This is a genomic window from Streptomyces mutabilis (assembly GCF_014649815.1).
GTDB lineage: Bacteria > Actinomycetota > Actinomycetes > Streptomycetales > Streptomycetaceae > Streptomyces > Streptomyces mutabilis.
Window position 1 is genome coordinate 723,184 of the sequence record NZ_BMTT01000001.1, and the last position, 12,204, is coordinate 735,387.

Consider the following 12,204-nt stretch of genomic DNA (forward strand, 5'->3'; position numbering starts at 1 on the left):
CCGTCACAGCAGGTACGTTCTTGCTCGCCGGAAACAGGGACGACAAACGGAGGAACAACCGCACGTCCCCCATTTCCCGGCATGGTTCGACGGTTCGCACGAGAGGACCCGGCCATGGCGTCGTCAACGGTGACCTCCGCCCAGCCCGACCGGCCACCGCGGCCCAACCTCGCCTTCCGGCGGTTGCGCGGCAAGCGCTCACCGGCCGAGTTCGCGGCGGCGGTGCGCCGCGCCGCGCGTGAGATCGGCGAGCGGGTCAGCTGTGACGCGCGCTACGTCGGCCGGGTCGAGGCGGGCGAGATCCGCTGCCCCAACTACGCGTACGAGCGGGTGTTCCTGCACATGTTCCCCGGCCGCACGCTCACCGACCTGGGGTTCGCGCCCCGCTCGTCGGTACGTGGACGCCAGGCGCGTGCCACCGAGGACGCGCCCCCGGCGCGCACAGACCGGGTGACGCGCACCACAACTGAGACGCGAGGGGCGCGCGCGCCGTACGACACACGGAAAACGCAGAACACACAGAAAACGCAGTACCCGTACGACACGCACGACAACAACGAGGAGAGCGACGTGCTGCGTCGCGCATTCATGACGAGCGGTGCCACGGTGGCCGCCGCCTCGCTGGGCCCCTTGGGGTTCGCCCACGACGCCGCGGCGGCCGGACAACCCCTGCGCCGGGCCGGGGCGGGCCACGCTGGCGCGCTGGAAGAAGCCGTCCGCCGGATCAGGTTGCTCGACGACCGGCACGGCGCGGACGGCCTCTACCGGCGCGCGGCGGCCCCGCTGCGCACCGCGTACGCGCTGCTGGACGCCGGCGCGACCCGGCAGGCGACGGCGGACCGACTGTACGCCGGAGCGGGGGAACTCGCGATCTCCGTGGGCTGGCTGGCGCACGACTCCGGTCGCTTCGACGACGCACGCTCCCACTACGCCGAGGCCCTCGCCACCGCCCGGATGACCGGCGACCCCGCGCTGGAGGCGCACACCTTCTGCAACATGGCGTTCCTGGCCCGCGACGCCGGACGTCCGCGCGAGGCGGTGCGGGCGGCCCAGGCCGCACAGCGCGCCGCCCGCCCGCTGGGCTCGGCCCGGCTGATGTCCCTGCTCGCGCTGCGCGAGGCGGGCGGCTGGGCGGGGCTCGCCGACCGGACGGGCTGCGAGCAGGCGTTGACCCGCGCGCAGGCACTGTTCGGACGGGGCCGCTCGGACGCCGATCCGGAGTGGATGAGCTTCTACGGCGAGGCGGAGCTGGAGGGGCTGGAGGCCCAGTGCTGGTCCACGCTGGGCGACTGGTCCCGGGCGGCCCGGCACGCACGCCGGGCGGCCGGGCTGCAGGACCCGCACTTCACCCGGAACCTCGCGCTGTACTCGGCCGAACTGGCGGACGACCTGGCCCGCGGTGGCCGCCCCGACGAGGCGGCCGGGGCGGGCATGCGGGTCATGGACCTCCTCGCCGAGGTCCAGTCCTCCCGTATCCACACGATGCTGGCGGGCACGGCCCGGGTCCTCCTCCCCCACCGGAGGGCATCGGGAGTGTCGACCTTCCTCGACCGCCACGCCTCGCTGCCGAGAACCCCGTGAACTCCGCCACGGCCACGACGGCGTGCGGCTGTCCGCGGCGACGTGGCACCGGCGCCCGCCCCGTGCGCGGCGGCGCCCGCCCCCTGCGCGGCCCTTCCGCTCAGCCCGCCAGGTGCCCCAGGTCGTTCCAGCTCTCCACCGCCGGCTCCCCGTACGCCCACCCCAGCACCGACAGCGACGTCGGGTTCAGCCGTATCCGCGCCGCGAAGTCCAGCGGCAGGCCCAGCCACCGCGCCCCGATCGACCGCAGAATGTGCCCGTGGGCGAAGACCAGGACGTCGCGGTCCGTCTCCCGCGCCCACGCGACGACCTCGTCCGCACGCGCGGTGACGTCCGCGAGGCTCTCCCCGCGCGGTACCCCGTCCCGCCAGATCAGCCAGCCCGGCCGCACGGCCTGGATCTCGGCCGGTGTCATCCCCTCGTACGCCCCGTAGTCCCACTCCATCAGCGTGTCCCACGCGCGGGCGCGCTCGCCGAAGCCGGCGAGTTCGCAGGTCTCACGCGCGCGGGAGAGCGGACTGGTGCGCACCTCGACGCCGGGCAGCCCGTCCAGCGGCGCCCGGTGCAGCCGCTCGCCGAGCAGCTTCGCACCGCGCCGGCCCTCCTCGAGGAGCGGCACATCGGTCCTGCCGGTGTGCTTGCCGGACAGCGACCACTCGGTCTGTCCGTGCCGGGCCAGCAGGATGCGCGGTGCCATGAATGGGGCCTTTCCGGGAGCAATGTCTGAGCGGACGCCTCCATCATCGCGCACGCCGCACGCGGGCAACCCGGGGGGCGATCCCGGCGTCTATCAGGGCCGGGAGCGTTCCGTGAAGCGGGCGCGCACAGGCCGTAGAGTGGCACGTCCATGTCCACGAGGCGCATGCGGGAAGAAGGGGGAGGGCGATCGGTTTGCGGCACACCGAGCCACCGGGCACCGAGGCGATCCCGAAGACTCGGCTGCGCTGGTGGACCGAGCTGCCGCTCATCGTCCTCGTCTACGCCTGCTACTCGGCCGGCCGCCTCACGGTGCGGGGCGACGTCTCCGACGCGGTCGACCACGGCCTGGCCATCCTGCGCGTGGAGAAGGCGCTGTTCCTCAACGCGGAGCACCCGCTCAACCGCCTCTTCACCCGCGAGCCGTGGCTCGGCGTACCGGCCGACTTCTGGTACGCGTCGCTGCACTACCTGGTCACCCCGGTGCTCCTGATCTGGATCTTCCGCTCGCGCACCGTGCGCTACCGGGCCGCCCGCACCTGGCTGATGACCTCCACGTTCATCGGTCTCATCGGCTTCACCCTGCTGCCCACCTGCCCGCCCCGGCTGCTGGACGCGAGCCACGGCTTCGTCGACACGATGGCGTACTACAGCTCCTACGGCTGGTGGGGCGGCGAGGCCAGCGCGCCGCGCGGCCTGGGCGGGATGACGAACCAGTACGCGGCCATGCCGAGCCTGCACGTGGGCTGGTCGCTGTGGTGCGGGGTGGTGCTGTGGCGCTACGGCGGCACGCGGGCGACGAAGGTGGCCGGCGTCGTCTACCCGCTGGTGACCACGATCGTCGTGATGGGCACCGCCAACCACTACTTCCTCGACGCGGTCGCGGGCGCGGCCGTGATGGGCGCGGGTCTGCTGCTGACGCCGTACGTGATGCGGACCTCGGACCGGGCGCGGGCCCTGCTCGTGGCGCGCTTCACCACGCGCACCGCGTCCGGCACCGCCGTCACCGCCGACGCGCCTGACGCACCTGCCGCGCCGGTCACCGAGGGCGCGGGTTCCCCGATTGTCAGTGTCGGATGCCAGACTTCCGCGGGTGAGCGATTTCCACGGCAGCGCGAGCAGCGGCTGGAACCAGGAGCCGAGCCGGACACCTCCCCCTCGGACGCGGGGGACGAGACTCCGGCACCGGCTCGCTGAGCTGCGCGGCCTGGACGTACCGGCCAAGGCGCTGGACGCGCGGGCGCTGGCCGCCCTCGCCGCCAACCCGGGCTGCCGGCGGCGCGCGATCCTCGACGGTGCCGGAGTCGACAAGGCGTCCCTGGCGAGCGCGCTGGGCTCGCCGTCGGTGTTCGGGCAGTCGCAGTTCGCCTTCACGCGGGGCAACGCCTTCGAGGCGCGGGTCAAGGCGGACGGTGGTGCCGAACTGTTGCGGCTCGTGCACGAGAAGCTGGACCGGGGCGCCGAGCCGCCCGCGGTCGGGCACGTGCCCGACCTGTCCGCCACCGGCCCCGAGGGCCGCGCGGCCCGGACGGCGCTGGCACTTCGGGAGGCCACCGCCGGTACCGCGCGGGCGCCCGGCCTCCCCGGCACCTGGACGCTCCTCGACCACCCGATGCTGGCCCTCGACGTCGCCGGCTCCCCCGCCTACCTGGAGCCGGACGCCGTGGTGGTGCATCCGGACGGCAGCTGGACGGTCGTGGAGATCAAGTCCTTCCCCGTGCTGGACGGCTCCGCCGACCCGGCGAAGGTGGGCGCCGCCGCGCGGCAGGCCGCGGTGTACGTGCTGGCCCTGGAGCGGGTCGCCGCCCGGCTGGCCCCCGCCCCGCGCGTACGCGACCGCTTCCTCCTCGTCTGCCCGAAGGACTTCTCCAACCTGCCCACCGCCTCCACCGTCGACGTGCGCAAGCAGCGCGCGGTCACCGACCGGCAGCTGGCCCGGCTGACCCGCATCGAGGACATCGCGGACACGCTCCCCGACGGCGTCTGCTTCTCCCCCGAGCTGCCGGCCGAGGAGCTGACGTCCGCGGTCGAGGCGGTTCCGGCGACGTACGCACCCGAGTGCCTGTCCACCTGTGAGCTGGCCTTCCACTGCCGTGCCCGGTCCCGCGAGGCCGGCGCGGTGACCTCGCTGGGCCGCCCGGTCCGGGCCGAGCTGGGCGGCCTTTCGACGGTCGAAGAGGTGCTGGCGGCGGCCCGCGGGGAGGCCGGTGACCCGGACGACCCGGCGGTGGCGGCCCTGCGCCGGGCGGCGGAGCTGCGGGCGGAGGCCCTCGCGGCGGCCGGCGCCGCCGCGCAGGAGGCGGCCGTATGTCTCTGATCACCACGCTCGCCCGGCTGGAGGCCGTGCGTACCGGCCGCGCCCAGCCCGCCGCCACCGTCCGGCACCGGCACCTGTCCGACCGGCCGCTGGTCTTCGTGCCGCTGATCACCGCGGGTGAGGCAGGCGCCCCGCTCGGCGCCCTGGTCGGCACCGACCGGGACGCGCCGCATCTGCTGGTCGTCCCGCAGCCCCGCGACCGCGACCTGCGGTTCGCGTTCCTCGCCGAGCTGGCCGGCATCGTGCTGCCGCACGTCGAGGCGTACGCGGACAGCGTCGAGGCCGCCGAGCGCACCGAGACCGACCCGGAGACCGGCAAGCGGGTCAAGGTCGAGGTCGACCTGTGCGCGGACGCCGCGCAGCTGATCGTGCCGTCCCGCGCGGGCGTCGACTTCGTACGGCTGCTGGGCCGGTCCATGCGGTTCCGGCGCACGGCGGAGCAGGACCCGGAGGCGCCGCACCCCGCGCCGCCGAGGGTGCCGCTGCTCGGCCGGTGGCTGACCCACTACGGCGAACGGGCCCGGGTCCCCGGCTCCTCCCTGCTCCTCGCCATGACCGACCTGCTGGGCCGGCACTGGGCGACGGGCCAGTCCACGCTGGAGGACCAGCACCTGGGCGCGCTGCTCGCCTGGATCGCCCCGGACGACGAGGAGTTGACCGGCGCCGAGGCCGCCCGCCGGGTCGAGCTGGCCCGCGACGCCGACGGCCAGTTGCTGTGCCCGCCCGCCGGCCCGGCCACCGACCCGGCCTTCGACAACAAGCTGCTCGCCCCCGCCATCGAGCGCTACGACCGTGCCCGCACCGCGCTCGCCGCCGCCGAGGACGGCCTGGAGGCCGACGACCGGCTGGGCGCGCTGACCGCCGCCGAGCGGGAGATCCGCGCCCTGGTCGAAAGCCGTACGCGCCCCACCTGGGACGCGGTCTGGCGCGGCATGGACCTGCTGCGGGAGCTGCCTGCCGGGGCGCACGTCGAGGACCGGTGGACCCGCGACCGCTGGTCGTTCACCTCGCACCGCGACCGCGTCCTGGCCGGCGAGCCCCCGCAGCCTCGTCGCGACGACGCGGTCACCGCGGCGAACAAGCTCGCCACGCGCGAGCGGGAACAGGCCCGGCTGGAGGCCCAGGAGGCGCTGGACGACCCGCTGGTGATGGCCGGGCGACGGCTGGCCGGGGAAGCGTTCGCCGGGGAGGTCACGGACATCGTGATGGCGTACAGCGAGAGCAAGCGGCCCAGCCCGCGCCCGCTGGTCACCGTCCGCACCGACGACCGGCCGCACTTGGGCGAGCGGGCGAAGGTGTACCGGTCGCTGGGCGGCAAGCCGCAGGCGGCCGAGTTCGTCGAGCAGCAGGAAGAGGGGGTCCTGGTGCTTCGTGTCGTGGACAAGATGGGCCGCGGCAAGGAGCCCGAGGCCGGGTCGGTGCCGAAGAAGGGCGACCGGGTCTGCTTCACCCTCTTCGAACACGAGCAGCGGGGCGGGGCCAAGCTCCCCGATCCGGAGCGGACCCCGTGGACGCACGGCGGGCCGCCCGGTGAGAAGGCCGCCGTACCGGAGGCCCCGGACGCGCAGACGGAGGAGGACGTCCTGTGACCGCCGAGGCAACCACGACCGCCGTCGACGCGCCCGCCGTCCCGGTCTTCGACCCGGGCGGGGAGGCCGCCCGCGCCACCGCCGCGATCCTCCACGACACCCTGCACGGCACCGAGCGCGGTGTCGTCGTCGACTCCCCGCCCGGCGCCGGCAAGTCCACGCTCGTGGTGCGGGCCGCGCTGGAGCTGGCCGCGGCCGGCCGTCCCCTGATGGTCGTGGCGCAGACCAACGCCCAGGTGGACGACCTGGTGCTGCGCCTCGCCGAGAAGAACCCCGACCTGCCGGTGGGGCGCCTGCACAGCAGCGACGCCGACCCGTACGACAAGGCGCTCGACGACCTGGCGAACGTGCGCAAGTCGGCGAAGGCCGCCGACCTCGCCGGGCAGGCCGTGGTCCTGTCCACGGCCGCGAAGTGGGCGCACGTGAAGGTGGACGAGCCGTGGCGGCACGCGATCGTCGACGAGGCGTACCAGATGCGCTCCGACTCGCTGCTGGCGGTCGCCGGGCTGTTCGAGCGGGCGCTGTTCGTGGGCGACCCCGGTCAGCTGGACCCGTTCGCGACGGTGGGCAGCGAGCAGTGGGCGGGCCTGTCGTACGACCCGTCCGCTTCGGCCGTGACGACGCTCCTGGCCCACAACCCGTCGTTGCCGCAGCACCGGCTGCCGGTGTCGTGGCGGCTTCCGGCGTCGGCGGCGCCGCTGGTCTCCGACGCGTTCTACCCGTACACGCCGTTCCGCAGCGGCACGGACCACGACGACCGGGGTCTGACCTTCGCCGTGCCCTCGGACGGCTCGGGCGCCGACCGGGTCATCGACGAGGCCGCCCGCTCGGGGTGGGGCCTGCTGGAGCTGCCCGCCCGGCACACGCCCCGCACCGACCCGGAGGCGGTGCGGGCGGTGGCGGAGGTGGTCCGGCGGCTCCTCGACCGGGAGGGCCGGGCGACGTCCGAGCGCTCTGCCGGCCCCGTCCCCCTGACCGCCGACCGCGTCGCCGTCGGCACGGCGCACCGCGACCAGGCGGCGGCGGTACGGGCGGCGCTGGCCGACCTGGGCGTGACCGAGGTGACCGTCGACACGGCGAACCGGCTCCAGGGCCGCGAGTACGACGTCACGGTCGTCCTGCACCCGCTGTCGGGCCGCCCCGACGCCACCGCCTTCCACTTGGAGACGGGCCGCCTGTGCGTCCTGGCCTCCCGGCACCGGCACGCCTGCGTCGTGGTCTGCCGGGAAGGGGTCGGCGAACTGCTGGACGACTACCCGTCCACGGAGCCGGTCCAGCTGGGCACGCTGGTGAAGTTCCCGGACGGCTGGGAGGCGAACCACGCGGTGCTGGCCCACCTGGCGGAACACCGGGTGCCCTGGCGGGGCTGATCGTCTGTCCGGCATCGTCGGACTGACGACCGGCCCGACACCCCGGCCCGCCGGTCGAAGCCCGGCACGCCGCCGGAGGCGGCCGATGGACACGGCCCGGACGGCTGGGAGGCGAACCGCACGGTGCCGGCACACCTGGCGGAACACCGCGTGGCGTGGCGGGCCTGAGCGTCTGTCCGGTGCCTGGCGCAGTTTCCCTCAGGGCTAAGATTTCAGCACCGAACACGTGCCGCGAGGGGAAGACATGGCTCAGGGCAGGGCGGCGAAGCGGCCGGACGCCGTGGCGGGGATCGTCGAGGACTGGGCGCGGGAGCGGCCCGAGCTGGACACCTCGCCGCTGGAGGTGCTGGCCCGGCTGCACCGGTCGTACCTGCAGTACCAGTCGCGGATGACCTCGCGGCTCGACGAGCACGGACTGTCCGTCGCCGGGTTCGACGTGCTCACCGCGCTGCGCCGGGCCGGAGCCCCGTACCGGCTGACCGCCGGGCAACTCGCGGACTCCGGGCTGATCTCGTCGGCCGGGGTGACCCTGCGGCTGGACCGGCTGGAGAAGGACGGTCTGCTCGTGCGCGAGCGGGACGCCGGTGACCGGCGGGTGGTGTACTCGCGGCTCACCGAGGCGGGGCTGGCGAAGGTGGACGAGGTGTTCGCCGAACACCTGGAGAACGAACGCCGGATGCTCGACGGGCTCTCACCCGCCGAGCGTCGTCAGCTGGGCCGTCTGCTGTCCAAGCTGGAGCGTTCCATCGTGGACTCCGACGACATCCCCGCTCAGCGCGCCGAGACCGGCTGAGCCTTCGACTGCCGCCCGGCCTGCGCCTGGTAGAGGCGGCGCAGGCGGACCACGCCCAGGTCGTGCTGGTAGAGGTTCTCCCGCTGGTCGGCGTCCGCGGGCATGCTTTCGAGGATGACGCGGTCCTGCTCCAGGACCTCCCAGTGGCGGGCCTCGATCAGGGTCTTGTAGAGGAACCGCCAGGTGTCGCGCTGCCAGTCGCTCACCTTGCGGTAGCGCCAGAAGAAGACGCCGGTGCGTTCCGCGTCCACCGGGCAGGCCATGCCGACGATGCCGAACGGCCCGCCGGGGCCCGCCGACGGCGGGTAGGGGATGGACAGGTCGACCCAGTCGACGCCGGTGCGGCACAGCTCCACCCAGTCGAAGTTGACGCCGCGCTGGTCGGTCTTCTCGAAGAAGTAGCCGCGCTCGGTCTCCCGGATCCGGAACTTGGCGGACGTGTCGCCGGCGAACATGGTGTGCGACTCGGAGTGCAGGAACGCGCCGTGCATCGGGTCGAGCAGGTTCTCCATGGCGAACCGCCACGGCACGTTCCACTCGGCGTAGCAGAGGAAGGCGGAGACGTCGTCGTCGGTGAGCGGTTCGGGGAGCGTCAGCTCCACCGGCTCCGGGTGCTCCTCGTCGCCGAAGTAGGCGAGGATCGCGCCGCCGACCTCGCGCACGGGCGGCGAGGTGACGAGGGTCTTGCCCTCCAGGTTGCAGCCGGGCAGGCCGGGCACCGAGGTGACCGTGCCGGCGCCGTCGACCTCGACACCGTGGTACCAGCAGGCGACCCGGTCACCGAGGTGCTTGCCGAGGGACAGGGGCGCCCCGCGGTGGGGGCAGCGGTCGGCGAGCATGGAGAGCGCGCCGTCGGACTTGCGGAAGAGCAGCCAGTTCTCGCCGAGGACCGTCACCCTGCGCATGCCGCCGGGCTCGACGAAGCGGGACGGCACGACGGGGTGCCACTGGTTGCGCAGGCCGTGGGCGTAGATGTGCTCGGCGGTGTCGCGGGTGGAGAGGGTCATGTCAGGCTCCCAGGCGGTGCATCTCGGCGCGGAAGGACTCCTCGGTCCAGGGTTCGCCCGTGGGCGTGCGCAGTTGGCGGGAGTTGAGGCCGTCGATCACGTCGGCCAGTTCGTGACCGTCCTTGGTGAAGATGTCCTCGAGGGTGCGCGCGAGATCGGTCTCGTACGGGGTGGGCTCGTGGTCGCGGGTCTGGTGGGGGTCCAGGCAGGGCCAGGTGGTCTCGGACACGGCGTTCTCCGTAAGCGGTCAGAGGTTCAGGACGAGGCGGTCCGAGGCGCAGCGCGAGACGCAGATCATCATCGTCTCGCCGGTGGCGCGTTCGGCGTCGCTGAGCAGGAAGTCGCGGTGGTCGGGGGTGCCGGCCAGGACGCGGGTCTCGCAGGAGCCGCAGATGCCGTCCCGGCAGGAGGAGGCGACGGCGAGGCCCGCGTTCTCGGCGGCCTGCAGGATGGAGGTGCCGGGGCCGACGCTCAGGGTCACGCCCGACGTGCGGCACTCGACCTCGAAGGCGCTGTCGTCGCCGTCGTCGCGTGCCACGGCCGGGGCGGCGAAGCGCTCGGTGCGCAGCCGCCCCTGCGGCGCCGCCTCCTCGACGGCCTTCAGCAGCGGCTCGGGACCGCAGCAGTACACGAGCGCGTCGGGCTCGAGGTCCGCGAGGACGCCCGCCACGTCGATGTGTCCCTGCTCGTCCTGCGGTACGAGGGTCACCTCGCCGCCGCCGAGTGCGGCGAGTTCGCCACCGAACGCCATCGAGGCGCGGGTACGGCCGCCGTGGACCAGCCGGTACGGGATGCCGTCCCGCTCGGCGCGGCGGGCCATGGCCAGGATCGGTGTGATGCCGATGCCGCCGGCGATGAAGACGTAGGAGGCGGCCGGTTCCAGGGCGAAGTGGTTGCGCGGCCCGGCCACCCGCACGGTCTGGCCGGGCCGCACCTTGGTGTGCACGTGGCGCGAACCGCCCCGTGACGCCGCCTCGTTGAGGATGCCGAGCCGGTACGACCCCGTCTCCTCCGGGTCGCCGCACAGGCTGTACTGGCGGACGTGGCCGCCCACGTGCAGGTCCAGGTGGGCGCCCGGGGTCCAGGCCGGCAGCGGCTTGCCGTCCGGGTGGACCAGTTCGACGGAGAGGACTCCGTCCGCCTCCCAGGTCGTGCGGTGGACGAGGAGGTCCAGTTCCTGCTCTTCGGTGGTGCTCATGTCGGCGGGCCTCCCTACCGGGTGGGGATCTTGACGGGCGGGGTGAAGGGGTTCTTCATCGGGCCGAGCGTGGCCAGGTCGACCTCGACGAGGGTCGGCCCGTCGGAGGCGACGGCAGCGTCGATCACCTTCGCGGCCTGGCTCGCGTCGCCGATCCGCGCGTACGGGAGCGAGCAGGCGGCGGCGAGCTGTGCGAAGTCGGGGGTGAACAGGTCGACGCCCGAGCGGCGTTCGGTGTAGGTGGCCTGCATGTTGCGCAGCACGCCGTAGCCACCGTCGTTGAAGACGACGAGGGTCAGCCGGGGCCGTTCCTGGGCGAGGGTGAGCAGTTCGCCGAGGTGGACGGCGAGTCCGCCGTCCCCGGCGATGACCACGGTCGGCTCGTCGGGGCGGGCGAGGGCGGCGCCGATGCCCATGCCGAGGCCCTGCCCGATGCCGCCGCCGCGCGGGAAGACGTTGGCCCGCGGGTCGTGGATCGGCAGGAGGCGGTTGCCCCAGGCCGAGGAGGGGATGGTGACGTCCCGGGCGACGACGGCGCCCCGCGGCAGGGCGGCGGCGAGGGCGTCACAGACGGCCGCCTGGGGTCCGATGCCGTCGTGCAGTACGGCCCGTACCTCCTCGCGCGCCCGCCGCACCCGTTCCGTCCAGCCTCCGTCGGCCCGGACGGCGACCTCCGTGAGCCTCGGCAGGACCGCGCCCGCGTCGCCGTGGAGTGCGTGCGACGCGGGGTACACCCGGCCGAGGGCGGCGGCGTCGACGTCGATCTGAATGTGGGCCTCGGGGAGGCGGATTCCGTAGTCGGCGGTCTCGTTGGATCGGAAGTGGGTGCCGACGGTGACGACGACGTCGGCGTCCGCGAGGAGGGCGCGGGCGGCGGGCGTGGTGGCGAAGTTGCCGATGACCTGGTCGTGGTCCTCGGGTACGGCGCCCCGGCCGGAGTTGGAGGTGAGCAGGCCGGCGCCGGTCGTCTCCAGCAGGGCGAGGAGCTGGTCGCGGGCGGTGTTCGCGCCGCCGCCGGCCCAGATCAGCGGGCGGCGGGCGGTGGCGAGCAACTCGCGTGCGCCGGCCAGCGCGGAGGCGTCCGGCACCGGAACCTCGAAGGCGGGTGCGCCCTGCCCGTCGTCCTCCTGGACCGCGTACTGCAGGTCGATCGGCCACTCCACGCTCGCGGGCCCGCCCGGCGCGGTGAGTGCGGCGGCGGACGCCTCGCGCAGGACGCGGCCCGCGTCCCGGGCGGAGGTGACGGTCGCGGCGTACTTGGACACCGCGGCGAGCATGCCGAGCTGGTCCTTGGTCTCGTGGATGAAGCCGCGTCCGCTGCCGAGGTACGCCGACTCGACCTGCCCGGTGATGTGCAGCACCGACGTCCCCGACGCCAGCGCCTCGATCAGGGACCCGGCGGCGTTTCCCGCGCCGGTGCCGGTGGAGGTGAGCGCACAGCCGATGGAGCCGCGGGCCCGGCCGTGGGCGTCGGCGGCGTTGACGGCGCTCGCCTCGTGCCGCACCGGCACGAACCGCAGCTCCGGGTCGGCCTCGACGGCCTCCACCAGCGGCAGGTTGTGGACGGACACGATGCCGAACACGGTGTCGACGCCGAGGGACTTGAGGTGGGCGGTCAGGAGTCCGCCACCGTGGTCGTAACGCATGCGAGCT

11 protein-coding genes are annotated in these 12,204 nt (G+C 74.2%); 6 read left to right on the forward strand and 5 right to left on the reverse strand.

The genetic code is table 11. From position 1 onward, the window contains the following. The first annotated feature begins 114 nt into the window (after positions 1-114). The gene (locus tag IE142_RS03170; RefSeq protein WP_191884254.1) at positions 115-1,581 is read left to right on the forward strand and encodes an NsdA family TPR-like regulatory protein; all 1,467 of its coding nucleotides are present in this window, start codon (positions 115-117) and stop codon (positions 1,579-1,581) included. A 100-nt stretch (positions 1,582-1,681) separates the two neighbouring features. On the opposite strand, the gene IE142_RS03175 is transcribed toward IE142_RS03170, so the two are convergent. Then, positions 1,682-2,278 (reverse strand): histidine phosphatase family protein, encoded by a 597-nt coding sequence (locus IE142_RS03175; protein WP_043372669.1) that lies wholly within the window; start codon positions 2,276-2,278, stop codon positions 1,682-1,684. A 194-nt stretch (positions 2,279-2,472) separates the two neighbouring features. Here IE142_RS03175 and IE142_RS03180 point away from each other — a divergent pair, with 194 nt between their 5' ends. The 5 genes from IE142_RS03180 (at position 2,473) to IE142_RS03200 (ending at position 8,346) form a co-directional block, all read left to right on the forward strand. Beyond that, positions 2,473-3,474, forward strand: a complete 1,002-nt coding sequence (locus IE142_RS03180) for a phosphatase PAP2 family protein (RefSeq protein ID WP_191884255.1) — start codon at positions 2,473-2,475, stop codon at positions 3,472-3,474. Beyond that, on the forward strand, positions 3,371-4,594 hold the full coding sequence (locus IE142_RS03185) for a hypothetical protein (protein ID WP_370466269.1): 1,224 nt from the start codon (positions 3,371-3,373) through the stop codon (positions 4,592-4,594). Before IE142_RS03180 ends, IE142_RS03185 begins: the two co-directional genes overlap by 104 nt. Further along, entirely contained in the window at positions 4,585-6,183 is a 1,599-nt protein-coding gene (locus IE142_RS03190) for a hypothetical protein (RefSeq protein WP_191884256.1), read from the forward strand. The genes IE142_RS03185 and IE142_RS03190 overlap by 10 nt, the downstream gene beginning before the upstream one ends. Then, positions 6,180-7,553 carry an AAA domain-containing protein gene (locus IE142_RS03195; protein ID WP_191884257.1) on the forward strand — a complete coding sequence of 458 codons (1,374 nt, stop codon included), beginning with the start codon at positions 6,180-6,182 and terminating at the stop codon, positions 7,551-7,553. The genes IE142_RS03190 and IE142_RS03195 overlap by 4 nt, the downstream gene beginning before the upstream one ends. A 244-nt stretch (positions 7,554-7,797) precedes the next feature. After that, complete coding sequence (locus IE142_RS03200) at positions 7,798-8,346, forward strand: MarR family winged helix-turn-helix transcriptional regulator (RefSeq protein ID WP_179342501.1); 549 nt, start codon at positions 7,798-7,800, stop codon at positions 8,344-8,346. Here the strand turns inward: IE142_RS03200 and IE142_RS03205 are convergent. From IE142_RS03205 to IE142_RS03220, 4 genes are read right to left on the reverse strand one after another with little or no spacing between them, the layout of a single operon-like run. Beyond that, positions 8,325-9,353 carry a Rieske 2Fe-2S domain-containing protein gene (locus tag IE142_RS03205; protein ID WP_191884258.1) on the reverse strand — a complete coding sequence of 343 codons (1,029 nt, stop codon included), beginning with the start codon at positions 9,351-9,353 and terminating at the stop codon, positions 8,325-8,327. The two genes, IE142_RS03200 and IE142_RS03205, sit on opposite strands and share 22 nt — an antisense overlap. 1 nt (position 9,354) lies before the next feature. Next, on the reverse strand, positions 9,355-9,582 hold the full coding sequence (locus IE142_RS03210; RefSeq protein WP_191884259.1) for a recombinase-like helix-turn-helix domain-containing protein: 228 nt from the start codon (positions 9,580-9,582) through the stop codon (positions 9,355-9,357). An 18-nt stretch (positions 9,583-9,600) separates the two neighbouring features. Beyond that, a complete protein-coding gene (locus IE142_RS03215) occupies positions 9,601-10,551 on the reverse strand; it encodes a PDR/VanB family oxidoreductase (RefSeq protein WP_191884260.1) in 951 nt (316 codons plus the stop codon). Between the two features lie 14 nt (positions 10,552-10,565). Then, a complete protein-coding gene (locus tag IE142_RS03220; protein WP_191884261.1) occupies positions 10,566-12,197 on the reverse strand; it encodes a thiamine pyrophosphate-binding protein in 1,632 nt (543 codons plus the stop codon). Positions 12,198-12,204 lie beyond the last annotated feature (7 nt).

Excerpts from the sequence above, each read along its gene's own strand:
- IE142_RS03170 (WP_191884254.1), top strand. The coding sequence starts at position 115 with ATGGCGTCGTCAACGGTGACCTCCGCCCAGCCCGACCGGCCACCGCGG.
- IE142_RS03200 (WP_179342501.1), top strand. The coding sequence starts at position 7,798 with ATGGCTCAGGGCAGGGCGGCGAAGCGGCCGGACGCCGTGGCGGGGATC.
- IE142_RS03175 (WP_043372669.1), bottom strand. The coding sequence starts at position 2,278 with ATGGCACCGCGCATCCTGCTGGCCCGGCACGGACAGACCGAGTGGTCG.
- IE142_RS03205 (WP_191884258.1), bottom strand. The coding sequence starts at position 9,353 with ATGACCCTCTCCACCCGCGACACCGCCGAGCACATCTACGCCCACGGC.
- IE142_RS03190 (WP_191884256.1), top strand. The coding sequence starts at position 4,585 with ATGTCTCTGATCACCACGCTCGCCCGGCTGGAGGCCGTGCGTACCGGC.
- IE142_RS03220 (WP_191884261.1), bottom strand. The coding sequence starts at position 12,197 with ATGCGTTACGACCACGGTGGCGGACTCCTGACCGCCCACCTCAAGTCC.
- IE142_RS03215 (WP_191884260.1), bottom strand. The coding sequence starts at position 10,551 with ATGAGCACCACCGAAGAGCAGGAACTGGACCTCCTCGTCCACCGCACG.